19 protein-coding genes are annotated in these 25,252 nt (G+C 47.1%); 8 read left to right on the top strand and 11 right to left on the bottom strand.

Annotated elements, in window-relative coordinates:
• Window positions 1-96: 96 nt before the first annotated feature.
• A complete protein-coding gene (gene ribD / locus M988_RS04980) occupies window positions 97-1,218 on the bottom strand; it encodes a bifunctional diaminohydroxyphosphoribosylaminopyrimidine deaminase/5-amino-6-(5-phosphoribosylamino)uracil reductase RibD (protein WP_064573114.1) in 1,122 nt (373 codons plus the stop codon).
• A 41-nt stretch (window positions 1,219-1,259) separates the two neighbouring features.
• Window positions 1,260-1,709 (bottom strand): transcriptional regulator NrdR, encoded by a 450-nt coding sequence (gene nrdR / locus M988_RS04975; RefSeq protein WP_004096754.1) that lies wholly within the window; start codon window positions 1,707-1,709, stop codon window positions 1,260-1,262.
• 315 nt (window positions 1,710-2,024) lie between these two features.
• Here nrdR and M988_RS04970 point away from each other — a divergent pair, with 315 nt between their 5' ends.
• Window positions 2,025-2,558, top strand: coding sequence for a DUF3251 domain-containing protein (locus M988_RS04970; protein ID WP_064573110.1), 534 nt, complete (start codon window positions 2,025-2,027; stop codon window positions 2,556-2,558).
• Window positions 2,559-2,671: 113 nt separating this feature from the next.
• On the opposite strand, the gene secF is transcribed toward M988_RS04970, so the two are convergent.
• From secF to queA, 5 genes are all read right to left on the bottom strand, one after another.
• Complete coding sequence (gene secF, locus M988_RS04965) at window positions 2,672-3,643, bottom strand: protein translocase subunit SecF (protein ID WP_008814316.1); 972 nt, start codon at window positions 3,641-3,643, stop codon at window positions 2,672-2,674.
• A gap of 10 nt (window positions 3,644-3,653) precedes the next feature.
• Window positions 3,654-5,510: a protein translocase subunit SecD gene (gene secD, locus M988_RS04960; protein WP_008814317.1), complete on the bottom strand. Its 1,857-nt coding sequence runs from the start codon at window positions 5,508-5,510 to the stop codon at window positions 3,654-3,656.
• A gap of 27 nt (window positions 5,511-5,537) precedes the next feature.
• Complete coding sequence (gene yajC, locus M988_RS04955) at window positions 5,538-5,870, bottom strand: preprotein translocase subunit YajC (protein ID WP_004096758.1); 333 nt, start codon at window positions 5,868-5,870, stop codon at window positions 5,538-5,540.
• 166 nt (window positions 5,871-6,036) lie between these two features.
• Window positions 6,037-7,164, bottom strand: a complete 1,128-nt coding sequence (gene tgt / locus M988_RS04950) for a tRNA guanosine(34) transglycosylase Tgt (protein ID WP_008814318.1) — start codon at window positions 7,162-7,164, stop codon at window positions 6,037-6,039.
• Between the two features lie 154 nt (window positions 7,165-7,318).
• Window positions 7,319-8,392: a tRNA preQ1(34) S-adenosylmethionine ribosyltransferase-isomerase QueA gene (queA, locus tag M988_RS04945; protein ID WP_008814389.1), complete on the bottom strand. Its 1,074-nt coding sequence runs from the start codon at window positions 8,390-8,392 to the stop codon at window positions 7,319-7,321.
• 188 nt (window positions 8,393-8,580) lie between these two features.
• On the opposite strand from queA, the gene M988_RS04940 reads away from it, so the two are divergent.
• Together M988_RS04940 and M988_RS04935 are read left to right on the top strand one after the other, a co-directional pair.
• Complete coding sequence (locus M988_RS04940) at window positions 8,581-9,162, top strand: ACP phosphodiesterase (RefSeq protein ID WP_064573108.1); 582 nt, start codon at window positions 8,581-8,583, stop codon at window positions 9,160-9,162.
• A gap of 222 nt (window positions 9,163-9,384) precedes the next feature.
• Entirely contained in the window at window positions 9,385-9,987 is a 603-nt protein-coding gene (locus M988_RS04935) for a peroxiredoxin C (protein ID WP_004847724.1), read from the top strand.
• A 79-nt stretch (window positions 9,988-10,066) separates the two neighbouring features.
• Here the strand turns inward: M988_RS04935 and malZ are convergent, their stop codons facing one another.
• Window positions 10,067-11,893, bottom strand: coding sequence for a maltodextrin glucosidase (gene malZ / locus M988_RS04930; RefSeq protein ID WP_064573107.1), 1,827 nt, complete (start codon window positions 11,891-11,893; stop codon window positions 10,067-10,069).
• A gap of 405 nt (window positions 11,894-12,298) precedes the next feature.
• Here malZ and M988_RS04925 point away from each other — a divergent pair, with 405 nt between their 5' ends.
• Both M988_RS04925 and M988_RS04920 read left to right on the top strand, forming a co-directional pair.
• Window positions 12,299-13,549 (top strand): mechanosensitive ion channel family protein, encoded by a 1,251-nt coding sequence (locus M988_RS04925; protein WP_004847716.1) that lies wholly within the window; start codon window positions 12,299-12,301, stop codon window positions 13,547-13,549.
• A gap of 159 nt (window positions 13,550-13,708) precedes the next feature.
• Window positions 13,709-13,993: a hypothetical protein gene (locus M988_RS04920; RefSeq protein WP_008814392.1), complete on the top strand. Its 285-nt coding sequence runs from the start codon at window positions 13,709-13,711 to the stop codon at window positions 13,991-13,993.
• A 62-nt stretch (window positions 13,994-14,055) separates the two neighbouring features.
• On the opposite strand, the gene proY is transcribed toward M988_RS04920, so the two are convergent.
• From proY to M988_RS04905, 3 genes are all read right to left on the bottom strand, one after another.
• Window positions 14,056-15,450 carry a proline-specific permease ProY gene (gene proY / locus M988_RS04915; RefSeq protein WP_039188460.1) on the bottom strand — a complete coding sequence of 465 codons (1,395 nt, stop codon included), beginning with the start codon at window positions 15,448-15,450 and terminating at the stop codon, window positions 14,056-14,058.
• 144 nt (window positions 15,451-15,594) lie between these two features.
• Window positions 15,595-16,914, bottom strand: a complete 1,320-nt coding sequence (brnQ, locus tag M988_RS04910; RefSeq protein ID WP_064573105.1) for a branched-chain amino acid transport system II carrier protein — start codon at window positions 16,912-16,914, stop codon at window positions 15,595-15,597.
• Window positions 16,915-17,554: 640 nt separating this feature from the next.
• The gene (locus tag M988_RS04905; protein ID WP_064573102.1) at window positions 17,555-19,759 is read right to left on the bottom strand and encodes a sensor domain-containing phosphodiesterase; all 2,205 of its coding nucleotides are present in this window, start codon (window positions 19,757-19,759) and stop codon (window positions 17,555-17,557) included.
• A 541-nt stretch (window positions 19,760-20,300) separates the two neighbouring features.
• Between M988_RS04905 and M988_RS04900 the strand changes: the two genes are divergently transcribed.
• The 3 genes from M988_RS04900 (at window position 20,301) to M988_RS04890 (ending at window position 25,247) form a co-directional block, all read left to right on the top strand.
• The gene (locus M988_RS04900; protein ID WP_008814396.1) at window positions 20,301-20,543 is read left to right on the top strand and encodes a YfgG family protein; all 243 of its coding nucleotides are present in this window, start codon (window positions 20,301-20,303) and stop codon (window positions 20,541-20,543) included.
• A gap of 65 nt (window positions 20,544-20,608) precedes the next feature.
• The gene (gene mgtE, locus M988_RS04895) at window positions 20,609-22,045 is read left to right on the top strand and encodes a magnesium transporter (RefSeq protein ID WP_008814397.1); all 1,437 of its coding nucleotides are present in this window, start codon (window positions 20,609-20,611) and stop codon (window positions 22,043-22,045) included.
• A gap of 214 nt (window positions 22,046-22,259) precedes the next feature.
• Window positions 22,260-25,247, top strand: a complete 2,988-nt coding sequence (locus M988_RS04890; RefSeq protein ID WP_064573101.1) for a PAS domain S-box protein — start codon at window positions 22,260-22,262, stop codon at window positions 25,245-25,247.
• The last annotated feature ends 5 nt before the right edge of the window (window positions 25,248-25,252 follow it).

Below are 25,252 nucleotides of genomic sequence, written 5' to 3'. Positions count from 1 at the left end.
ATTCTTTCGTCACCTGCTCAGGTGCATTTTGCTTACTTGAGCTAGAGACGAACTGAAACAAAAATAAATCAGTAAAAACAATACCCGAAGAGCAGGTTAATACGCATTACGCAGCACAATACGTAAATCCGGTCCTACGGGCATGACTTCGCTAAAAACAAACTGGGGAGCGTCAGCCAGCTGTTCCAGCCCCGGCAAAACACACAAACCGCGCGCTGCATCCCCTAAGAGCTTAGGGGCAAGATAGATAATCAACTCGTCGACTAAACCAGCCTGCAAAAGCGCTCCAGCAAGAGATGCCCCCGCTTCCACCCACACCGAATTGATCTGCAGTTTGCCAAGTTGCATCATCAAAACAACCAGATCTATCCCTTGTCCATACTGCGGGATCGCCAACTGTTTAACGTTTTCAGGCCAATGCAGATCATCGGGATGAATACGAGCTAGCAGGGTTTCACCTGCCTGAGAGATAAGTTTGTGCTCAGTCGTTATACGATTTTGGCTATCAATGATAACGCGCAGTGGCTGGCGAAGATTTTCACGCGGATAAGCCTGTTGGGTAGTCACGTCTAATTCATCCCAACGCACCGTCAATGAAGGGTCATCGGCTAATACGGTAGCACTAGAGCTTAATATGGCTGAGCTTTGAGCTCGGTAGCGCTGCACATCCTGACGCGATGCGGCAGAAGTGATCCACTGACTCTCGCCCGATGCCATCGCCGTTCTGCCATCCAGAGATGCCGCCATTTTGAGCTGCACAAAGGGGAATCCTGTACGCATGCGCTTGAGGAAACCACGATTGACGGCTTCGGCCTCATTCATCATCAGGCCATGGCTGACATCAATCCCCGCTTGCTGGAGCTTAAACAGCCCACGCCCCGCCACGTTCGGATTGGGATCCTGCATAGCGGCAACAACACGGCTAACACCGGCTGCAACTAACGCATCGGCACAAGGCGGGGTGCGACCATGGTGGCTGCACGGCTCAAGCGTGACATAGGCAGTCGCACCACGGGCCTTATCACCAGCCATGCGCAATGCATGAACCTCAGCGTGGGGCTCACCCGCGCGTAGATGATAACCCTCACCGACAATTTCATCGTTAAGAACAATAACGCAGCCAACATTTGGATTAGGCGTTGTGGTAAAACGCCCGCGGCGTGCTAACTCAAAGGCTCGCGCCATGTAAAACTCATCGCCACGCGGCTGGTTATGCATAGGTTTCGTCCGGAGATTAACTTACTAATCTAAGCCAGTGCTTAGTCCTGCAATTTGGCAATTTCTTCGCCAAACTCGCGAATATCTTCAAAACTACGATAGACGGAGGCAAAGCGGATATACGCCACTTTATCGAGCTTTTTCAACGCATCCATCACCAGATTTCCCACCATCTTGGTAGGAACTTCTCGTTCACCGGTTGCGCGAAGCTGAGATTTGATATGGCTAATGGCCATTTCAACATCGTCTGAGTTTACAGGGCGTTTTTCTAATGCTTTTAGGATACCACTGCGTAACTTATCTTCATTGAATGGCTCGCGAACATCGTTACTTTTGATAACGCGGGGCATGACGAGTTCGGCAACCTCAAAAGTGGTGAATCGTTCATTACAAACCAGACATTGGCGACGACGACGCACTTGCGTACCATCCCCGACCAAACGGGAATCAATGACTTTGGTATCAACGGCGGAACAAAATGGGCAATGCATAGCTCTTCCTGAAAGGCCTGAGATAACGTTAGTGTACCCCGAAGTGGCATAACAACAAAGGGATGTCAGTTTGGCAATAATGCGCTCTCAGCCTCATTCTTCGCGAAAACAGGGCATTTATGCAAAATCTGAAGATAATTTGCTCGCGGCTCCCATCCTAATTTCGCGGGATGAAATGGCATGCAGACAAACTTCCCCGCACATCGCCGCCATCACACTATACTTAGTCATATCGATCTAGTAGCAATTAGCATGTGACATTCAGGTCAAAGGCGATTAATCTTTTATCTATGTCCATAATAAATCGAGCGATCTATGTCTATATACCGCCCTTTATTCGTGCTTGCCCCTTTGGCATTGATGCTAACGGCATGCGCTTCTGATCCAAAAACTGAGGCTCTTCAGTCGGAAGTTCAGGAGCTGACACAAAAAGTTCAGAAACTTAGCACTGAAGCCGAGTATCTGGAGCGTCAGAAAGCCATGAATGAAAATAACGAGCAGAGCATTTACCTGATCCCAGCCGCCAACAGCGACGCCGTAGGGATCACCAGCATCGGTCAACTGCGCTTGTTGATAAGCCATCTGGAACCCGAAGCCGATGGCAGCAAAGCCGTGTTGCAAATAAAAACCGCCAACGGCTCAATTCTGCCAAGTTTCACCGGCTCTTTGGAGTGGGGCTCGCTGAATCAAGCAACGTTAGAGCCAGACCAAAGCAGCACGCTGTCACAAAGTATCAGCTTTAAAAGCCCTGCAACACCGACTAACGTTACCAGCATGGAAGTTCGCTTAAGCGATATCGCGCCAGAAAATCTGGGCTTCATTCGCTTAAGTGGTATTGAGCGCCAATAGATTTTCGTTTAGTGCTTATGCCATAAAAAAACCCCGCCGCAGCGGGGTTTTTGCATTATAGCCGACGATCACACAACATCAGATTACGGCAAAGACGATCACACAACATCAGATTACGGCAAAATTGACGGCTGATCCGCCCCTTCTTTCTCGACCTTCTGCTGTAGCATATGTTCACGCTTCATGCCCAGTTTCAGAGCCAGCGCAGATGCAACATAGATAGACGAAATTGTACCGATAGAAACACCGATCAGCATGGTCAACGAGAAGCCTTTCAGCATCGGTCCACCAAACAAATACAGCATCAGGATCACCATCAACGTGGTGCCGGAAGTGATCAGTGTTCGATGCAACGTTTGTGTCAACGACACGTTGAAGATTTCGTAAGGGGTTCCACGACGGATCTTACGGAAATTCTCACGGATACGGTCAGATACCACAATACTGTCGTTAAGTGAGTAACCGATAACCGACATCAGCGACGCGACGATAGTTAAATCGATCTCAATATGAAATAGCGACAATACGCCCAAGGTGATGATCACATCATGCAATAATGAAATGACCACACCAGCAGCCAAACGCCATTCGAAGCGAACGCCAACGTAAATTAAAATAGCGATTAGCGCGACCAACAGCGCCATAGCGCCATGTTGTGCCAGATCTTCGCCAACGCTCGGGCCTACAAACTCAATACGCTTTACCGTTGCATTCTGACTGGTCGCCTCGTTAATCACGCTAATGACTTTGCTACCTAACGCTTCCCCACTAGCTTCACTTGTCGCTGGAGGCATACGTACAACAATGTCACGACTGCTACCAAAATTCTGCAACAGAGGATCAACGAAACCTGCTTTCTTCAGTGCATCACGCATCATGTCCATATCAGCTGGTTTTTCCAGCGAAACTTCAATGACGGTACCACCAGTAAAATCCAGCCCTAAGTTGAACTTATTCACACCAATAATGATGATAGAAAGGAGCAACAGAAAACCAGAAATACCGAAAGCCCAGTAGTCCCAGCGCATAAAGTCATAGACTCTACGGCCGTAATTTAATTGTTCAACACTATATTCCTGTGCCACAACGCACTCCTCAGATAGACAGCTTGTTGATGCGCTTGCCGCCGTACAACAGGTTTACGATGGCACGAGTACCGATAATTGCGGTAAACATTGACGTCGCCACACCAATACCGGTCGTGATCGCAAAGCCTTTAATTGCCCCGGTGCCAACGGCATACAGGATGATGACCTTGATAAGCGTCGTAACGTTAGCATCAAAAATGGAGCTGAATGCGCCTTGATAACCTTCATTGATAGCCTGTTGTACTGAACGTCCGTTACTAAGCTCTTCCTTAATACGTTCGTTTATCAGTACGTTGGCATCCACTGCTACTGCAAGGGTTAACACAATCCCCGCAATACCAGGCATGGTGAGAGTCGCTCCCGGCAGCAGGGACATAATCCCAACGATGAGCACCAGGTTAGCCAGCAACGCAGAGGTCGCTATCAGACCAAATTTCTTATAGAAGAACACCATGAACAGGATCGAGATAATCAAACCCGCCAAGCATGCTTCCAGACCCTGAGTGATATTCTGAGCACCCAGCGTCGGACCAATAGTGCGTTCTTCAACAATCTGAATTGGTGCAATCAACGCGCCAGCACGCAACAGTAAAGAGAGTTGGCGAGCTTCATTCGGGTTGTCGATACCGGTAATACGGAAGCTATTACCCAAACGAGACTGGATAGTCGCCACGTTAATCACTTCTTCTTGCTTAGCTAGAATTGATTTACCGCTCGCGTCTTTCTTACCACTGTCTTTGTATTCAACGAATAGGGTCGCCATCGGCTTGCCGATGTTATCCTTCGTGAAATTAGACATCGCGCTGCCGCCTGCGCCATCAAGCGAGATATTAACCTGAGGGCGGTTAAATTCGTCTTGGCTCGAGGTCGAGTCGGTAATGTGATCGCCGGTCAGGATAACGCGCTTATACATCACGATAGGACGTCCATCACGTGTGTATTTCACTTCAGAATCGCCTGGTACGCGCCCATTGGCAGCAGCGGTGCTGTCAGCATTCGAGTTCACCAAACGGAATTCCAAGGTTGCGGTAGCCCCCAGAATCTCTTTCGCTCGTGCCGTATCTTGAATACCCGGCAGCTCAACCACAATTCGGTCTGCACCTTGACGCTGAACGAGCGGCTCGGCAACGCCCAACTGGTTTACACGGTTACGCAGGATATTAATGTTCTGCTGAACAGCATATTCACGGGCTTCTTGCAGACGCTGATCGGTCATCACCGCTTTCAGACCATTATCACCAACCTTGCTAAATACTAGATTATTAAGGTAACGAGGCGACAGATAGCTGCTCGCTTTATCACGAGTCTCAGCATCACGGAATGTAATGATAACGCCGTTGGTAGAACCGTCAGTTTTACGGATCGTTGAATAAGGAATGCCCTTTTCACGCAAATCGCTGCGCAGCATATCCATACTCTGCTCTTGCAATTTGCTCAGAGCAGTCTCCATATCAACCTGCATCAGGAAGTGCACACCACCGCGCAGATCCAGACCTAACTTCATCGGTTCTGCACCAATGGCTTCTAACCATCTTGGCGTAGCAGGTGCAAGGTTCAACGCGATAACGTATTTGTCGCCCAGCATATCCATCAGCACTTCACGTGCACGGAGCTGAACGTCAGTATCTTTGAAGCGTGCCAAGATGGCACCATTTTCCAGCGCAATAGATTTGCTGGCGATGTGCTGTTTTTCAAGCTCATCACGGACTTGGACCAGTGTTGTTTCACTGGCGGCGACACCGCGCGCGCCAGTGATCTGAACAGCCGGATCCTCGCCATAAAGGTTAGGAAGTGCGTAAAGCAGACCAATGGCAATCACCAAGATCAGCATGATGTACTTCCACAAAGGATAACGGTTTAACACGGCAGTTCCCTTAGGGAAAATCAAAAATTACAGCGCCTTCATCGTACCTTTCGGCAGAACAGCGGTCACGAAATCACGTTTGATGATAACTTCAGTGGTATCGTTCAGAGCGATGGCAATATAACCCGTCTCTGCAACTTTCGTTACGCGACCGATCAATCCACCGTTAGTCAGAACTTCATCACCCTTGCTGATGGCATCCATCAGTTTTTTATGTTCCTTAGCGCGTTTCTGCTGTGGACGCAGGATCATGAAATAGAAAATCAGGCCGAATACTACCAGCATGATCACTAAAGAGTACGGGCTGCCCTGAGCCGGTGCTCCAGCAGATGCCACAGCGTCGGAAATGAATAAACTCATCTAAATATCCCTCATTATTAACTACAGATTGAAAGCAACAACAAACAGCCAGAAACAAGCCATTCTATACTCTAAAGATGTCTAGTTGTAGAAGCGCTGGTTTGCTATCAACAACTTGGACGACAAAGAGTAAGCCGGTTAAAGATGACTCCTAACCGGCCAAATTCTATTTGGCGCCGACGGGCGGTACAGGTTTACCCTGACGTCCATAGAAATCAGCGACGAACTCTTCCAACTTACCGTCTTCAATAGCTTGGCGTAAACCAGCCATCAAACGCTGATAATAGCGCAGGTTATGGATAGTGTTTAAGCGCGCACCAAGAATTTCGTTACAACGATCAAGATGATGTAGATACGCACGGCTATAATTACGGCAAGTGTAGCAATCACACTCAGCATCCAACGTCGTCGTATCATCTTTATATTGAGCGTTACGGATTTTTACAATACCGTTGGTCACAAACAGATGACCGTTACGCGCATTTCGGGTCGGCATCACGCAGTCGAACATGTCGATACCACGACGAACACCTTCCACTAAATCTTCCGGTTTACCGACACCCATTAGGTAACGCGGTTTATCTTCCGGAATCTGTGGACATACATGCTCAAGAATACGGTGCATGTCTTCCTTTGGTTCGCCGACGGCCAAGCCGCCCACAGCGTAACCATCAAAGCCGATCTCTACCAGCCCTTTTAACGAGACATCTCGTAAATCTTCGTAAACGCCGCCTTGGATAATACCGAACAAGGCGTTTTTATTACCCAATTCATCAAAGCGTTGGCGGCTACGCTTCGCCCAGCGCAGAGACATCTCCATCGAGCTCTTGGCATAATCCCAATCTGCAGGGTACGGCGTACACTCGTCGAAAATCATCACAATATCAGAACCCAGATCGTACTGAATTTCCATTGATTTTTCAGGACTTAGGAAAATCGGAGAACCGTTGATCGGATGACGAAAATGCACACCCTCTTCTTTAATCTTGCGCATTTTGCCCAAGCTAAATACCTGAAAGCCGCCGGAATCCGTTAGGATAGGCCCCTTCCACTGCATAAAATCATGCAGGTCGCCATGCAACTTCATGATTTCCTGCCCAGGACGCAGCCATAGATGGAAAGTGTTGCCCAGCAGAATTTGTGCGCCCGTTTCTTTCACTTCTTCAGGCGTCATCCCTTTGACGGTACCGTAAGTACCGACAGGCATAAACGCAGGGGTTTCCACCACGCCGCGATCAAAAATCAGGCGGCCACGACGAGCACGGCCGTCGGTTGTATCTAATTCATACTTCACTCAAAACCTCCAGCATCAGAAAAACAGTCTGATGTTGTATTCCTAATGGAAAGACGCCCTATTCGACATACCCGTTAGAACGGGAAGCCAAAGTCTAAGTGGGCAAAAATTGGCCCGTACGTCGCATTTCAGCGCAACAGTACGGGCCACGAAATTATTCGGCTGACACTTTCTCTTGCTCCGCTAATTCGCTGTGGGTGATAAACATCGCATCCCCATAGCTAAAGAAGCGGTATTCCTTTGCCACCGCTTCGTGATATGCATGCATGGTATTTTTATAACCCGCAAATGCAGATACCAACATAATCAGCGTGGATTCAGGCAAATGGAAGTTGGTTATCAGAGCATCAATCACCTGATAGTGGTAGCCCGGATAGATAAAGATTTGCGTATCGTCAAAAAATGGCGCAATAAGCTGGTCTTTTGCCGCAGCGGCTGCACTCTCAATCGACCGAACCGACGTGGTTCCGACGGCGATAACGCGGTTACCCCGCGCCTTACACGCTAATACGGCGTCAACCACATCTTGCGGAACCTCTGCATATTCAGAATGCATGGTGTGATTTTCTATAGTGTCCACACGTACTGGCTGGAATGTTCCGGCGCCAACATGCAGAGTCACAAATGCCATCTCCACGCCTTTAGCGCGCAGTTTTTCCAATAGAGGTTCATCAAAATGCAGCCCAGCGGTTGGCGCCGCAACTGCGCCAGGACGTGAACTATATACGGTTTGATAAAGCTCGCGGTCTGCGTCTTCATCTGGACGATCAATATAAGGCGGCAAAGGCATATGCCCTGCAGCATTCAAAATAGTCAGTACATCGCGGCCATCTTCAAAACGCAGCTCAAATAGCGTGTCATGGCGTGCAACCATCGTGACACGAATATCCTCATTATCGCCAAGCAGCAGCTCTGCGCCCGGCTTAGGGGACTTGGATGCACGAACGTGCGCTAATACGCGAGTATCATCTAAAAGACGTTCCACCAACACTTCCAGTTTTCCGCCACTGGCTTTGCGACCGAATAAACGCGCCGGGATAACTCGAGTATTATTGAAGATCAGCAGATCTCCCGCGTCTATTTTGTTCAAAACGTCGGTAAACACGCCATGCTCTAATTTTCCCGTTGGCCCATCCAGCGATAACAAACGGCAAGCGCTGCGCTCCGCTTGTGGATAGCGGGCAATAAGGTTATCGGGGAGTTCGAACGAAAAATCAGAAACACGCATGGTTATTATTCACTCTATATATAGCGGACGCAGGGAGCACGCAAAAAACAGGCCGCTTAGTCTAGAGCTGCAAACGCTCTGCTGCAACTGTTAAGCGGTTCAGTATGATATAAGCCAGAATAAATAAGATTAAATAACCTTAGTTATTGAATGGATTAAACTGCGTTATTCTCATCTATACTCATCCCATGAACTTTCTAGCACACCTTCACCTTGCCTCATTGGCCCATAGCTCACTGTATGGCAATCTTTTAGCCGACTTTGTCCGTGGTAATCCACAGGGCATCTACTCTGCCCCCATCATTGATGGCATTTTTATGCATCGTAGAGTCGATGTTATGACCGATAGACTCCCTCAGGTCTTAGAAGCCAAACGCTGTTTTCGCCAAGAGTTTCGTCGCGTCGCGCCTATTACGCTCGATGTGGTTTGGGATCATTTCCTGGCACTACATTGGCAAGAGTTAGAGCCGGAAATATCTCTAAACGCTTTCGTAAACCACGCTCGATCCGAAATCGTCCCCATGTTGCCGCAGTCTCCCGAGCGCTTTCAAAATCTTAATGCTTTTATGTGGCAAGAACGCTGGCTAGAACGCTATGCTGAGCTCCCGTTTATTGCCAAAGTGTTACAAGGTATGGCTAATCGACGGCCAAAACTCGGCGCTCTGGCCGGATCTTTTGTCGATATTGAAGATAATTACCTGCAACTTGAACAAACATTCTGGCAGTTTTATCCGCAAATGATCGCTCAAGCCAAAGCAAAGACCCTATAAACACTGACATTGTTAACACTTAGCGCGTTTAGCTATTGCCCTTTTTTACAAAAGCGCTATGTTATATACCAATCTTTACTTTTACCCTTTTGCATTATTGATAGGTAAAAGCTATCTTATCAATCGGCGCTTTACGCTTTATTCACCAACGTTTAATACGTATAGTGACTCCCGACCTAAGAATTTAATCATCCATCCAACATACAATTAACAGGAGTTAATATGGTCCTGGTTACTCGTCAAGCCCCAGACTTTACCGCCGCTGCCGTTCTGGGCAACGGTGAAATCGTTGAAAACTTCAACTTCAAAGAATTTACTAAAGGTAAGCCAGCAGTCGTGTTCTTCTGGCCAATGGACTTTACTTTCGTATGTCCTTCTGAACTGATCGCGTTCGATCACCGTTACAAAGAGTTCAAATCCCGTGGCGTTGAAGTTGTTGGCGTTTCTATGGACTCTGAATTCGTTCATAACGCATGGCGTAAAACCCCTGTCGACAATGGCGGCATCGGTGAAGTTCAGTACCCACTGGTTGCTGACATCAAGCACGAAATCATGCAGGCATACGGCATTGAGCACCCAGAAGCTGGCGTTGCTCTGCGTGGTTCTTTCCTGATCGACAAAGAAGGTGTTGTCCGCCATCAGGTCGTTAACGACCTGCCACTGGGCCGTAACATCGACGAAATGCTGCGTATGGTTGACGCGCTGCAGTTCCACGAAGAGCATGGTGATGTTTGCCCAGCTCAGTGGGAAAAAGGCCAAGAAGGTATGGGCGCATCTCCAGACGGCGTTGCTAAATACCTGTCTGAAAACGCGGCTAAACTGTAATTCAGTTTGTCACATGATAAAAGCGGCCAAATGGCCGCTTTTTTATTGGCTGTACATCAAACCCGCGTTGTCAAAATGGTTATTCTCTAAACCAACGCCACACTCCTGCACTCTCTGCCGACATCATCAGCTCGATATAGCCGTTCTCGCATGCCAGCTTGCCATCACCCTCAATACAACGCCAACGTCCTGCTGGAATAAACGGTGAATTGGGCAAAATACAACGTCCGCGACCGTTGCGTTGCAGAGCAATCAGTACCGTTTCGTTCTCATATTGGCGGATAAAGACCAGCATATCATCGCGAGCATGTACGATATGGCACCCTCCACGACGTAATGCCGTAGATCGATGTCTTAACGTTGCCATCCGTTGAGTTAACGCCAATAAATCGCTATTCCATCGACTCTCATCCCACGGAAATGTTTTGCGGCAAAACGGGTCATTTTCGCCATCTAGCCCAATCTCGTCGCCATAATACAAACAAGGCACACCAATCCAAGTAAAAAGCCATACCAAGGCCATTGGCATACGTTGTGGATTATCTGCCAATAGAGTGATAAAACGCGCTGTGTCGTGGCTATCAAGCTGATTAAACATGGCGAGCTGTTGGGTATGTGATAATCCAGCACGGTAGCTATCCATCCATTCGGCACACTGTGCCGCGCTAAGCTGGATAGGCTGATATGCCACATCAACATTGGTCAAAAACGCTCGCACTGGCAGAGCAAAGCCCATGTAATTCATTGCGGCATCTTCTACTCCGGCTTGTAGCCAGCGGCGTGCATCACCAAAGTGTTCTCCAAACACGTATGCCTGCGGATTTTCACTCTTTACTGCACGATACATGCCTTCGAGATGGTGCAAATTCCCTCGTGCCGAGCCGCCTTCACCCAACATGTGCACCACGTCCAGACGCCAGCCATCAATATGATAAGGCTCACGCAGCCAATGGCGTAGCACGCTGTCATCGGCCTGATATACGCTATCGACCACCGACTGACTAGAGAAATCCAGTTTAGGTAATGTGGTGTTTCCTTTCCAATCAAGCACCCGCCCATCGGCAGTAAAGGTGAATCGAGTGCGGTGAGGCGATGCAGGATCGTAATAAGCACCTTCGGTTTGTTGCTGGTAGCGATCAAACCACGGATGAGTATCACCGGTATGATTAAATACCCCATCAAGGATCAAGCGTATACCTAACTCATGGGTTTTCTCCCGCAATCTGATCAGCGCCGCATTTCCGCCTAGATAAGGATCAACCTGATAGTAGTCTTCGGTGTCGTACTTATGGTTGCTCGGCGCGGTAAAAATAGGGTTCAAATACAACGCGGTAATGCCTAGCGCCTTTAGGTAAGGCAAGCGCTCGGCGATACCGTCTAAATCACCACCATAGAACGTAGAAGACGCATTTTCATCGGTTAAAGGTTCATCCCACGCTTTACGGATCACATCACGTTGCACCGCATGATGAAAATAGCTGCCATCTTTTACCGTATGCTCAAGCCCGCTAGAGGAAAATCTATCGGGAAATATTTGATAAAAAACCTGATCGGCCACCCACGCCGGTGACAGCGTTGGGTTCTCTAATGCAAACTGAGCCATCTGGGCTGGCGGAATAATGCTAAACCCCTGAGGGCCAAACCATTGCTGACGATTTTCCCACAACAGTTTAAAACAGTACCGACGTACTGACTCACCGGCCAACAGCGTAAGGTCTGCCTGATAGCGGGTATAATCCCCCTGCTTTTGTGTCTGCATCACCAGCAGCCATTCTTCGTTATCAGGCTCACACCTCAGCATGACCTGATGCGGCAGATCATCGCCTTGTAACCATAAACCGATCTCAAGACGATCGTCATGATGATGTACGTAGGGTGGTACGGGTAAGTGCCAAGCAAATAACATAAAATAGTCCCCCAATAATCATTGGAATGGAGCATGCCATGCTGAAGTTTTGCTGCACTCATCTGTAAACACTTTTTGTAGGGATGAGTTCGGGGGAGGATAGCCCCTATTATCTTACTGTAAATAATTCGAGCTGCAGGGCAATAAGGCTTTCGCTTTTTTAACAGCGCACCACGCAGGCTCCTAAGGAGCGAGGCATTGTCGAGTTACGCGGCAAGTGAGTGAGTCCCTAAGAGCATAGATCACTCTGTGACTAGAGCGAACAAACGCAGCCAACACACATGCCACTTGACCTATGGCGAGTTGATACGTGATTAACTTTGCTTTTGGGTTGACTGTAAACCCTGAACGGTTAGCCTATGTCGGCATATTGCATCAAAATATTTGAAAGAAAAGGTAATCTCAATGCATAACACACTGAGACGATGGCTAGAACAGTATGGTATCGAATTCACTCATGTGACTTCGCTGATTATTGTTATCGGCCTCATCATGGTGACCGCGGTCATCATCCATCTACTTTTGCATCGGGTACTTCTTTCACGCTTAGAAAAACGCGGTCAGCATAGCAAAATACTCTGGCTGAAAGTGATTACCCAGCATAAGCTCTTCCACCGATTAGCCTTTACCTTACAAGGTGTTATCGTCAATATTCAGGCCGTATTCTGGCTTCATCCTGGCACCGATGCCGGTGATGCACTCATCATCTGTGCCCAGATGTGGGTTATGTTGTATGCCCTACTCGCACTGTTTTCTCTGCTTGATACCTTACTGGATCTGGCGAGCAATATGTCGGTTGCCGATCAGCTACCGCTACGAGGGATTTTCCAAAGCATCAAACTCGTTGCCGCCATCATCATCGGTATTTTGATGATTTCATTGCTGATAGGGCAATCTCCACTGCTGCTGATAAGCGGCTTGGGTGCCATGGCCGCGGTTTTGATGTTGGTGTTTAAAGATCCCATTTTAGGGCTAGTGGCAGGAATTCAGCTTTCAGCCAACAACATGCTCAAGCTGGGCGACTGGCTGGAAATGGCTAAATATGGCGCTAACGGCACCGTCGTGGACGTGGGGCTGACCACGGTCAAAGTGCGTAACTTTGACAACACCATCACCATGATCCCGACCTACGCGCTAGTTTCTGATTCCTTCATCAACTGGCGCGGTATGTCTGAGTCTGGTGGCCGCCGTATCAAGCGCAGCCTGAATATTGATACCACCAGCGTACATTTCATGTCAGAAGAAGAGCATCAACGCTTAATGAAAAGCGCGCTACTCGCGCCTTATATCGATGCAAAAACGCAGGAGCTAAAAACCTACAACAGCGAACTGCAAGCTGACCTGAGTTCTCCACTAAACGGACGACGCATGACAAACCTTGGCACTTTTCGCGCCTATTTAGTCGCCTATCTGAATGCGCATCCACAAATCCGCAAAGATATGACCCTAATGGTGCGCCAGCTCGCGCCAACGGCAGATGGCCTGCCGCTTGAAATCTATGCCTTCACCAATACCACGGTCTGGGCACAGTACGAAAGCATTCAGGCCGATATCTTCGATCATACGTTTGCCATCGTGTCTGAATTTGGTTTACGTGTGCACCAGACTCCTACGGGCAATGATATGCGTGCTATCGGCCATACACAGGCTGACTAAGACTGTTTTACCCTTACCTTCAACTGACATTTCCCCACATAAATGTGTCTGAAGGTAAGGGAACCATGACAAGCATGGCGAATGATTTCCTCACACTTTCCTTTCAATAGAAATCTGATATTTATGACACTCCATTTATTAGTATCAACGGAGGGGAATTTGTTCAGTAAACTCTGCTTTGGCAAATTACGAGCACACCTGATGCCATTTTTGTCTGCGCTGATCCTGATTACCAGCCTGCACTCTGCGGATGTCGATATCAGCAAAATCGCCAGCCAAAATGCACAAAACTATTCTCAACTGACCAGTGATTTACACGATGTTCGTGAAGCACTGATACTCAGCGTTCGCGAGTCGCGTCGAGAAGAGAGAGATGAAGATCGCCACGAAATAATTGCACCGGCGGAACATAGTGAAGCTGAGGACATCAGTCGTTTGAGTTAATTCAACACCAACAAAAACGGAGCCTAAACGCTCCGTTTTTGATTCGCTTATGCAAGCATCTATCAGCGAGCAATATGTTTTTGCTTATCCTGATGGCCTACTTTAGCCGACTTCTTAACAAAGCCGTACCCTAGCAACAGAACAATCACCCATACAATGCCTGCATACAGTGAAACTCGGGTATCAGGGAAATAGCCGATCAGACCGATGATAAATACCAAGAAAATAATGCCAATCGCTGAGGTCAAGATCCCACCACGTAGCGGAAACTCTAGCGCCTGCACCTGCTCTGGACTCAGGCTGCGTCGGAATGCAATCTGAGAGAACAGGATCATAATCCATACCCAAACCGTGGCGAACGTAGCCAATGAGGCAATAACCAAGAACACATTTTCCGGCATGATGTAGTTCAGATAAACTGCAATCAACAGTGCAAGAACCATCACCAGAACAGTGACCCACGGAATGCCACGACGTGAAACCTTCGAAAAGATTTTCGGCGCATGTCCCTGCTGTGCCATGCCGTGCAACATACGCCCCACACCAAACACGTCACTATTAATAGCCGATAAGGACGCGGTGATCACCACGAAGTTCAGAATACCTGCAGCTACCGTGATCCCCATATGCTGGAACGTCAGTACAAACGGGCTACCTTGTGTCCCGACCTGATTCCATGGGTAGATCGACATAATGACAAACAGCGTTCCGACATAGAACACAAGGATACGCAGCGGAACTGAGTTGATGGCTTTTGGGATCGACACTTTTGGATTTTCTGCTTCACCAGCAGTGATACCGATAATCTCAATCCCACCATAAGCGAACATCACCAGTTGGAGCGAGAAAATCATCCCGATAAAGCCGTTACTAAAGAAGCCACCATTGGTCCATAAATTATGAATGCCGGTAGGTTGGCCGCCGTTACCTATACCCCAGAAGATAATGCCAATACCCGCTACAATCATGATGATAATCGTGGCGACCTTAAAGAACGAGAACCAAAACTCAAGCTCTCCAAAGACCTTCACACTCATCAGATTTACCGCACCGATGATCAGCACCACGCTGAGCACCCAGATCCAATGCGGTACCGCAGGGAACCAGACGCTCATATAGATACCGAATGCAGTCACATCGGCAATGGCGACGATCAGGATTTCAAAGCAGTATGTCCAGCCAGTTATATAACCAGCCATTGGCCCGAGATAATCCTGCGCATAGCGAGAAAACGAGCTGGCTTGCGGGTTATTAACCGACATTTCGCCCAACGCACGCATGATGATAAAGGCGACGACACCACCAATGAGATAAGCCAGCAGCACGCTTGGGCCAGCCATCTTAATCGCATCAGCGGAGCCATAAAACAGCCCCGTACCGATAGCTGAACCGAGCGCCATAAAACGAATGTGGCGCGTATTCAGTCCGCGCTTTAATTGGTTGGGTTGTTGTTGCATACAAAATTTACCCGTGGAGACCTGTCAAAAAAAACACGGGCGCTATACGCCCGTGCTGCAAATAAACTCATAATTTGTGATTATAAATGCATAGACCACTGAAGACACTATCTAAAAATGTAATCAGATCCATCAAAAATCATTTTAGTTATGCACCGTGACATTTCGCGGCCCCATCGTGCGGTCAATAATTGCCATAACCACGCATACCAACAGTGACGGTGGCAACCATGCCAAACCTTGACCTGCCAATGGCAAATGTTCAGTCCAAACAGGTAAATGGCTAGCCAATGCAGAGCCCTTCAACGCATCTAATATGCCAAATACTAAGCTCACAATCATAACCGGTGAAAATACACGCGGAGCAGAATTCCACCAGCGTACGGTGAAGCTTAAGACCACCAGCACAATACATGGCGGATAGATCGCCGTCAGTACCGGAATAGAAATCTGGATCAGATGACTCAAACCCAAATTCGACACAACCATCGAGAATAGGCCCAAAATAAAGACCAGCGTGCGGTAGCTAAACGGTAGGTACTGAGCAAAAAACTCCGCGCAGGCACAGGTCAGGCCAACGGCCGTTACCATACAAGCAATGAAAATCAGAGCCGCTAAGAACAAGCTTCCGATACCACCGAAGGTATGTTGAACGTAAGCATGCAGGATCACCGCACCATTCTGTGCATCAGGTACCAATTCACCGCTGCTTGACCCGAGCTTAAACAGGCTCAGATATACCAAAGTCAAACCGATACCCGCAATCAAACCAGCCCAAACCGTATAGCGAGTCAACAACCGGCTATCGTTTACACCACGGGAACGCGCAGCATTAACGATAACAATACCAAACACCATGGCACCTAACGTGTCCATGGTCAGATAGCCGTTAACAAATCCACTTGAGAACGGAACCTGCTGATAGATTTCAATGGCTGGCACATGTACGCCCGCAGGCCATAAAACCGCCGCAATCCCGAGAATAGCTAACGCAACGATTTTCAGCGGAGCCAGAATGTGCCCGACAGTATCCAGCAGTTTGCCTGGGTACAACGATATGGCAATGACCAGCGCGAAATAGACCACGCTATAAATCAGCAACGGAGCAGCGCCATCGCCCGTTAAAGGGGCGATACCAAGCTCGAATGAAACGGTTGCCGTACGCGGCGTGGCGAACAACGGCCCTACTGCCAGATAGCAGACCGTCGCCAGCAGTAACCCAGCCTTACGACCAATTGGCGTACTCAGCGCATCAATACCGCCGCCGACTTTTGCCAAGGCCACTACCGTCATCACCGGTAAACCTACCGCGGTGATAAGAAAACCGATAGCCGCAATCCAGACGTGCTGGCCAGATTGCAACCCAACCATCGGAGGAAAAATAATATTACCTGCACCAACGAACAGCGCGAAAGTCATGAATCCTAATGCCAGGATATCTTTGGACGTTAAACGATGAGTCATAATGAGATGTCGTGTTGCCTTATAACAGTTTAAGAGTTTCAAGCGAATCGTGAGCCGCGGAAAAATCGCCTTGCAGATGAAAGTAGGGGTAATGAAGAAAAGACAACCGAGTTCGTAGTCGGCTTTCCTTCCAACAACATCATTCACATCTACACATAAAACGCCGCTCTGCCTGAGTTTGAATCCCCCTGACTTTCCCTGTGCAAAGCCATTTGATTGGGTTACATCACCGGACAGAAAGTTACTGTATAAGTTATTAGCTGACGAGATATGGCGACTACGCGGATAAGTAAACACGTTCTAGCAGGTAAAAGACAAGAGCTAAATTGACTTGCGGAATCATCATCCAGAGAAAGTTGGTGAGCTAGTTAATGATTTGGTATTTTAAGAGTATCACCATACATAAATTGCCCCATTATGTGGTGTTCCCTGCGGATGATTGATTAAAAAACACACATACATAAGAATTTTACACTACTGAGACCTTAAGCATAAAACTCACGTTTATTGATATAAAAACAGCAAAAACAAATAATTAAAAAGTAATTTAATCAACAAGTTAACTACTTAACCCCGCCTATTCACTGCGGGACAAGCCCAGCAGTGATAAAAAGCAGATTTAGTCGTCATATGCAGAAAGTCAGAGAGAAGAGAGAGGTTGTGGCTTTCCTAGTAGATAACCCTGAATATAATCAACACCCAGTGCTTTCAACTGAAACTTTTGTGCTTCATCTTCAACATATTCAGCCACAACCAAAAGCTTTTTGAGGCGTGCTATCTGACACATTGCCGATACAATTTGCTGATCGATAGGACTATCCATTAATTGACGAACAAAGCTTCCGTCTATTTTCAAAATATCCGCTTCAATGTGTTTAAGTCGATCGTAGCTCGCAAAACCAGTACCAAAATCATCAATGGCAATACGACATCCCATCTGGCGTAATTGAGATAGCGTTTTTGAAGTCAGTTCTTTGGTCTGTGTAATATTACTCTCGGTGATTTCCAGGATTATTTGATAAGGCTCAACCTGATACTGTGCCAGAATACGAGCAATATCTTGCACCAGAGTCGGCCTAGCTAACGTTGATGGGGTCAGATTGATCGCAAAACACACCGCTGGCAGACGTTCACGATTTTCATTGATAAATGCCAGCGTATTATTAAGTACCCATAAATCAACGTCATAGTTAAGCCCAAACTCTTGTACCACTGGGAAGAAGTCGTTTGGCATGATGATATTGCCGTGTTCGTCCTGCAACCTGAGCAAAACTTCGTAATAGCGATCGCCACGAAATCCCTCAATAGGCTGAGCCATCAGCATAAAACGATCTTTATCAAGGCCATTCTGGATGTGGTGAAGCATCGCAACTTTACTATGAATACCCTCTTGCAATGTCTGAGCATTAAGGTGGGTTGATTCTGCGTTCCCAGTGATAAGAGAACGCTCTGCCATCGAACTGAGTTCGCCAATAATGGTGTAAATGTGCTCTAGTGGCTGACGAACGGTGCAATAACCAATGCCATAATGTAAACGCAAAGGCAGACCATTCCACAGTAGACGAAATGCTTTCATTGCATCGTTAAGCCGCTTCAGTGTTTCAGCCGCACTTTTATTATTTAGCCGTAGTACGAGGTCATAGCTCGGAAGCTGGTATACCCCTTCATTATTAGCCATCACCTTTTTCATCATGCTGGCCAGACGCTGTTTATACTCAAGCCGTAACTGCATCCCGTAAGTACGGCAAAGCGTATCCAGATTCGCGATGCGTAAAAAACAGACCACCGAGCGCTCATGCTGTTTTAAGTCATGATGCAAACATCTCAAATTGGGCAGTTGAATAACAGGATCAATCATCGATGCGCGCTGCGTTTTGATATAGAGCCTGCGTTGGCGTGTATTTACTGCGGCCATCAGAATAATGGTAAGTGTAAACATCACCATCATCGACATAATTAGCGCTAGACTATGCGCTAAGTTATCCCACTGCACAAAGCCATCATAATTAATCAGTAGCGTAATCACCGAAGCTGACCATACAAGGCTAGTTAATTGATACCCATAGCGCATAGCCCCAAATAACATCAAAGGCAAAAGTAACGTCACCGTATAATCAGTGAAAAAAATGTTGGTACTATCGTTAGCAGGGATACATAACATGACCAGCATAATGACCAACAAAACCAGCCAAAGCTGAATTTCCCAAGCGCTAACGCCTTGGGCTAGCTCTTTACGACAACGACTGACAATAACGCGAATAAAGCGCGGTTTGATGGCAACACGGAGCAGGTAGTAGCACATTGGCACACCAGATAAGCAGGCCAATATTAATGCTTGGTAACTAATGAGTGTTCTTATTGAGAAGGGAGCAGAGGCAGCCATTCTCTCTACAGGAATGAACACCCCCAGAGCAACAGCAATCTGTATCAACAAAAGAAAAACCAATGGTAAAACAACGACAATCCAAAAAAGTCGTGGCAGCATCGTTTGCATGCGGCCGAACCCACATGACCATCGATTTCCAACATGCTTTAAAAAACTATACCAGCATATTCCTAGCGAAAGCGTAAACGCTAACGCGACCCATGCTCCGGGGAGAAGTCCTAATTTGTAGATATAGAGAACGAAAGAAACTATGGCAAGGGAGGGGAATACGCGCCAGCTAAAAATCATTAATAAAGAGACAGAGATCGCTAACGGCAGGAATAGGAGAAACACCTCGCCCTCACCAACGAGAAGATAAGGGGATGCCATCAGACTAAAAGGTAATAAAATAGCTGCAAAAAGTAGGGGGAGCCCCCACCAATAACTTAAGCGATGTATTTGATTTTGTAATTGGCTCATGGACTAGACTTTTATGGGTTCCGAGGTCACTCCTTGCTACATGTTCTAACACGGTCATTGAGTGAATGAATAACAACAATGCTCGTTGCAAAAACAGTGCTAATAAAAAGTGGCATCCTAATCACTCTTTTGAACTCCCACTAGGAGTTCAGACGTCAATCCAAGCCCATCATATGAAGGTGCTTTGAGAATGGCCTGAGATATTATGTAACGTGGTATTCTACCTTTTGATGGTGATCAAAAAACACTGAATTCAATTATAATTTGCGCTTAATCCAGATTTATCCTGTAAGCATCTTTCTTTCTCTATTAACTAAATAGATTAAATATTGAACCAATGTTAAACCAAAATTTAAAAAGCTAATAAAATGCTAGACGCTAACGATGGTGAAACTTACCCTTTCCATCATTAATCACCAAAGATTGATAACTCATTCATAGCTCGAAAGATTTTGTCTTTAGTACATCTATGATTGACGCCTCAGCCTGACTATGCCTAAATCAGAGGCTGATATCTCTAAAACGAGATGATTAGACGACGATGAATATTCATAAACTAAAACGACGTACTAACGTCCAAATGACCAAAATTGTACTGCTGATCAGCTTTATCATTTTGATTGGTCGGTTACTCTACGCTTCCTTTGGCGCGATTTCCCATCATCAGGATAAAAAGGAAAATCAGCAAATCGCACCAACTGAGAAATCTCAGCCACTTCAACTCGATACTGAATCTGCAAAACCTGCGCAGAAAAAAGACGCGCAGACACCGCTTAAAGACTAAGCTTTAAGCAGGCAAATTTACGCCTACAACCTCATAATGAATAAGAAAAAGGAATTACTTTTCTGATGCCCGTCATTGCAAAAAATCATGTTAAACAACGCGCAGAAGACCGTTTCCGTATCCTGCAATTACTGCTTAATAATAAATCGCTATCTGAAGGTATCCTCGGCAAACTTGAGGATCCAGAACAACTGCACAACCCAGAACTCCTCGACCAAACCGCTGAAATAAAATCACTCGTTAATAAACTGCCCGCGCCGGATCTGGCTGATACACTGGAAGCGCTCCCCGCGGATGAGCGTCATGCGCTTTGGCGTTTAGTGGGTAAAGAGAAGCGTGGTAAAACACTCGTCGAAGCCTCTGAAAGCGTTTGGGACAGCCTTATCGATGAAATGAGTGACAAAGAACTGCTAACCGCATTACGGTCACTTGATATCGATGAGCAGGTTTATCTCGGACAGTACCTCCCGCGTAATCTGATGGGACGTCTACTGACATCGATGGAGCCGGAACAACGTGCGCAGGTTCGCGAAGTCATTCGCTACGGTAAACATACCGTTGGCGCTATTATGGACTTCGAAATTATCACCGTACGTCCCGATGTTTCACTCGCTACCGTACAACGTTTTTTACGCATGCGCGGGGCTATTCCCCTTAACACAGACAAGCTCTTTGTCACCGATAGAACCAATCGTCTACTGGGTGAACTTTGTTTAACGACCGTGCTGCTGAACAAGCCAGAAAAACGCGTCAGTGAGGTCATGGATAAAGATCCCGCAACATTCGATCCGGAAGATAATGATGAAGAAGCAGCGCGAACCTTCGAACGTGATGACTTACTCAGCGCCCCAGTGGTTGATGCCAAAGGTAAGCTGATGGGACGCCTCACCATTGAAGATATCGTTGACGTGGTTTATGAGGAAAGCGATACCGATTTACGTCGTATGGGGGGCTTGAGTGCCGAAGAAGATGTCTTCGCCCCAGTCACTAAAGCGGTAAAAACACGTTGGGCATGGCTGGCGCTTAATCTTTGTACTGCCTTTATCGCATCACGCGTCATTGGGTTATTTGAACACACCATTTCTCAGCTCGTCGCACTGGCTGCGCTGATGCCGATTGTGGCTGGAATTGGTGGCAATACCGGTAATCAAACCATCACCATGATTGTTCGAGCCTTAGCGTTACAACATATTCAAGCAGGTAATATCTCGTTTTTATTACTGCGCGAACTCGGCGTGGCCTTGATTAACGGAATTGTCTGGGGAGGGCTCATGGGGCTTGTCACCTATCTGCTCTATCATAATGCGGCGATGGGCGGCGTTATGACGCTAGCAATGATACTAAACCTCCTGATGGCGGCGCTGATGGGGGTGGTTATCCCAATGACAATGACCCGTTTCGGTCGCGATCCTGCCGTGGGCTCCAGCGTGCTTATCACTGCAATAACGGATACCGGTGGGTTCTTTATCTTTCTTGGATTAGCCACTTTATTCCTGCTTTAATTAGCTAAGAACCGCCCTAATTTATCATTAGCCCCATAAAATACGGTTTTTTTTGGGGTTATAACCAAATCACCCATCAAATGTAAGTCTATAAACTATTTGTTATGGCTATTAATGTTGCACATAGTGGCATTTAGACTAACATTCGTGCAAATGCCAGCGTAAAAAACATTAAAATATTAATGTATTACTCGCTCATCGCTAAGGTTAGGGTATGGATGTTAGTCTAGATGTGAGAGTTGAAAAAAAGCCCCATATCGTTGTCACACTCGCGGTTTTTGCTGGCTTGATTTATTCTCTGGCCTGCTTTTGCATTACTCTCACTCAGCATGATACCAATTTAGCTTCGCTATGGTTTCCAACTGCGGCCACCATTGCCTTTTTGTTCCATCATAAAAAACGGCTATGGCCTCTTTTCCTGATTACAGCACAGCTAGCCACTATGGCAGCGAATTGGACCTTCTTCCCTATCAGTTTATTCTCGGTTCAATTAGCACTAATCAACCAAATTCAGGCTGTGGTATGCACGCTGCTTTTAAGTAAATTCCTCAATCATAAATCGCCGATCGACGGTCTACATACTTGGTTCAAGTTTGTGATCTGCAGTGTCATTGTCTCACCGCTGCTCAGCGCAACTTTAGCGGCGATTGTTGTCTCGTTACATGGGCTTGCCACTTTTAATCAGGTATTCGGTGTCTGGTTTATGTCCGAGTCAATCAGCGTGATGGCGCTAACACCGGTAGGCCTGTTGTATTACTACGGTTTCTTACAAAAAAGCCTCCGCGAACAGACCATGGTGGAATGTATTACGATTATTACTATTGCGCTTATTTCATGTTTTTACGCCATGCAATATCTCCCTTTTCCCTTTACTTTTGCCGTCATTCCAATGCTCTGGGCCGCTATCCGTCTGCCGCTGCTACAGGCTTTCACCAGTTTCTTATGCGTGATTATCTTATTGGCAATCATGATTGCTTACCACATTGTTGATATTCGTGCTGCATATCCCTCAGTGAACGATGTTCTCCTGTATACCCCGCTCTTATTGGTATTACTACCGGTCAACTCAGTAGCAGTATTGATGCATGCATTTCGTTCAGAGCGCGATCACATTGAGGAAAGCGAAACTCGTTTTCGTAACGTCATTGAGTTCTCTGCCATTGGTACCGCCTTAGTCGGGCTCGATGGCCGTTGGATACAAGTTAACCCAGCGCTTTGCCAAATGCTGGGGTATCCGGCTGATGTGCTTACCGACATGACGTTTCAGGATATCACTCATCGCGATGACCTAGAGACAGATTTGCGCCAACTTAATGCGTTAGTTGACGGTGAGATCAATAGCTACAGCATGGAAAAACGCTATCTACGCAGTTCAGGTGAGAGCATCTGGACACTGCTGAGTGTTTCGTTGATCCGCGATCCTCAGGGAAAGCCGCTGTATTTTGTATCGCAGATAAAAGATATCAGTGAGATAAAAAATAACGAAAGATATAAACAACAACTGCTCGATAAGCTTTATGAAGAGAAAGAGCGACTGCACATTACGCTGACCTCTATCGGCGATGCTGTCATCAGCACCGATAGCTATAAACACGTCACCTTCATGAACCCAGTAGCGGAGAAAATGACGGGATGGACACAACTGGAAGCACTGGGGCTTCCCATTGATAACATCGTACATCTCTACGATGGTGTTGATGGTGATACCGTTCATCCGCTACGTATTGATGAAGTCAGTCATGCAAAACGCACAGAAGACCGATTGATTCTAAAAAATCGGCAAGGAGCTCACTTTGACGTGCAGAGTCGCGTCTCAGAGCTCACCGATATCCATCGTAACCTCATGGGTTACGTTTTGGTCTTCCAAGATGTGAGCGAATCCCGTGAGCTACTGCGTAAACTCTCTTACAGTGCCCTGCATGACCCACTAACCGGATTACCTAACCGCGTAAGCTTCGAGCAGGCACTAAAACGAGCCCTACGTCAGGCCGTTGAAGAAAAACGCACTCACGCACTGGTGTTTCTCGATCTGGATCGATTCAAAGCGGTTAACGATAGCGCGGGTCATGCGGCCGGCGACGCACTGCTGCAAAAAATTAGCCAATCAATGTTATCCCATACCCGCCCACCAGATATGCTCGCCCGCCTCGGCGGAGATGAGTTTGCTTTTATCCTGCTTGATTGTGAAATCCATAAAGCCAAAGAACACATCACGCGCATTATCAATGAAATAAATGACTATCTCTTCGAATGGGAAGGCAAGCTACATCGCGTGGGTGCCAGTGCTGGAATGACGGTGATTAATTCCGGTAACGCAATCGCTGCCGATTTGATGAATCAGGCCGATATTGCCTGCTACACAGCAAAACACAGCGGTCGCGGCAAACTCATGTGCTACGAGCCAAAACACAAGCTGCATATTAACTATGAGAAAGGACTACTCAGCGGTGAGGATATCGATGCCATCTTGGCTGAGGATCGAATACACATTTTGGCACAGGGAATAGCGCCCCCTAAAACACCTCGTGCTATTGCCTTTTATAATTTAGAGCTCATGCCTTATCAGAATAATGGCGTCAATATTTTACCCGAGCTTTTTCTGGAATCATGCTTCCAGAGCCACCGACGAGAACATGTCGATCGTTGGCTACTACATAAAGTGTTAAACCACACCTCTCAAGCGCTGAAATATAAAGGCGTCAGTGTCGCGTTGCCTCTGGCAAGCAGCAGTCTCTGTAACGCTCAATTTACCGCACAGTTAATTGAAATGCTGCAACAGTCGGCTCTCCCTACTTCTCGATTGCTCATCCGTGTACCTGAAAGCGCAGTAAATGAAGACTATGCGCAATCACTGCCCGCGCTAAAGGAGCTGTCTGAGCTTGGTTGTCGACTTATTGTCGAGGATTTTGGACGTAACCTCAGCGCCATAGAGCGGCTAGAGTCGGTCAATATTGAATACGTAATGATTACCCCCACGCTAATTACCAACGTACATTGCAATCAAATGGATGAAGTTTTGGTATCTATCATTCACGGCAACGCGTGGCGGCATGGAGCTCAAACCATTGCAGGGCCTGCCGATATACAGGCTACGTTGCTGACACTGGACAGCATAAAAATCGATCTTGCGTTTGGTAACATGATTCAAGAGGTAAAACCGCTTACGGCAGTCCTTGAGGATGGCTATTTCGGCATGAATTAGCCTCA

Origin of the sequence: Hafnia paralvei ATCC 29927, assembly GCF_001655005.1 — a bacterium.
GTDB lineage: Bacteria > Pseudomonadota > Gammaproteobacteria > Enterobacterales > Enterobacteriaceae > Hafnia > Hafnia paralvei.
This window is presented reverse-complemented; position numbering and strand designations above follow the sequence as displayed.

What these genes read in the sequence shown, in the direction of transcription:
- ribD (WP_064573114.1), bottom strand. Translation starts at nt 1,218, where the DNA reads ATGCATAACCAGCCGCGTGGCGATGAGTTTTACATGGCGCGAGCCTTT.
- nrdR (WP_004096754.1), bottom strand. Translation starts at nt 1,709, where the DNA reads ATGCATTGCCCATTTTGTTCCGCCGTTGATACCAAAGTCATTGATTCC.
- M988_RS04970 (WP_064573110.1), top strand. Translation starts at nt 2,025, where the DNA reads ATGTCTATATACCGCCCTTTATTCGTGCTTGCCCCTTTGGCATTGATG.
- yajC (WP_004096758.1), bottom strand. Translation starts at nt 5,870, where the DNA reads ATGAGTTTATTCATTTCCGACGCTGTGGCATCTGCTGGAGCACCGGCT.
- queA (WP_008814389.1), bottom strand. Translation starts at nt 8,392, where the DNA reads ATGCGTGTTTCTGATTTTTCGTTCGAACTCCCCGATAACCTTATTGCC.
- M988_RS04940 (WP_064573108.1), top strand. Translation starts at nt 8,581, where the DNA reads ATGAACTTTCTAGCACACCTTCACCTTGCCTCATTGGCCCATAGCTCA.
- M988_RS04935 (WP_004847724.1), top strand. Translation starts at nt 9,385, where the DNA reads ATGGTCCTGGTTACTCGTCAAGCCCCAGACTTTACCGCCGCTGCCGTT.
- malZ (WP_064573107.1), bottom strand. Translation starts at nt 11,893, where the DNA reads ATGTTATTTGCTTGGCACTTACCCGTACCACCCTACGTACATCATCAT.
- M988_RS04925 (WP_004847716.1), top strand. Translation starts at nt 12,299, where the DNA reads ATGCATAACACACTGAGACGATGGCTAGAACAGTATGGTATCGAATTC.
- proY (WP_039188460.1), bottom strand. Translation starts at nt 15,450, where the DNA reads ATGCAACAACAACCCAACCAATTAAAGCGCGGACTGAATACGCGCCAC.
- brnQ (WP_064573105.1), bottom strand. Translation starts at nt 16,914, where the DNA reads ATGACTCATCGTTTAACGTCCAAAGATATCCTGGCATTAGGATTCATG.
- M988_RS04905 (WP_064573102.1), bottom strand. Translation starts at nt 19,759, where the DNA reads ATGAGCCAATTACAAAATCAAATACATCGCTTAAGTTATTGGTGGGGG.
- M988_RS04900 (WP_008814396.1), top strand. Translation starts at nt 20,301, where the DNA reads ATGAATATTCATAAACTAAAACGACGTACTAACGTCCAAATGACCAAA.
- mgtE (WP_008814397.1), top strand. Translation starts at nt 20,609, where the DNA reads ATGCCCGTCATTGCAAAAAATCATGTTAAACAACGCGCAGAAGACCGT.
- M988_RS04890 (WP_064573101.1), top strand. Translation starts at nt 22,260, where the DNA reads ATGGATGTTAGTCTAGATGTGAGAGTTGAAAAAAAGCCCCATATCGTT.